Raw genomic sequence first — 242 nt, 5'->3', positions numbered from 1 at the left:
TGCTGGAGGTATCAGAAGTGCGAATGCTGACATAAGTAACGATAAAGCGGGTGAAAAGCCCGCTCGCCGGAAGACCAAGGGTTCCTGTCCAACGTTAATCGGGGCAGGGTGAGTCGACCCCTAAGGCGAGGCCGAAAGGCGTAGTCGATGGGAAACAGGTTAATATTCCTGTACTTGGTGTTACTGCGAAGGGGGGACGGAGAAGGCTATGTCGGCCGGGCGACGGTTGTCCCGGTTTAAGC

General features: G+C 55.8%; 1 rRNA gene. It reads left to right on the top strand.

Annotated features, from left to right (window positions below):
• Window positions 1–242, top strand: a 23S ribosomal RNA gene (locus OGX93_RS00600); the annotation flags it as partial.

The sequence above is a fragment of the Citrobacter sp. CK195 genome (genome assembly GCF_030333365.1).
GTDB classification, from domain to species: Bacteria; Pseudomonadota; Gammaproteobacteria; order Enterobacterales; family Enterobacteriaceae; genus Citrobacter_B; species Citrobacter_B koseri.
This window is presented reverse-complemented; position numbering and strand designations above follow the sequence as displayed.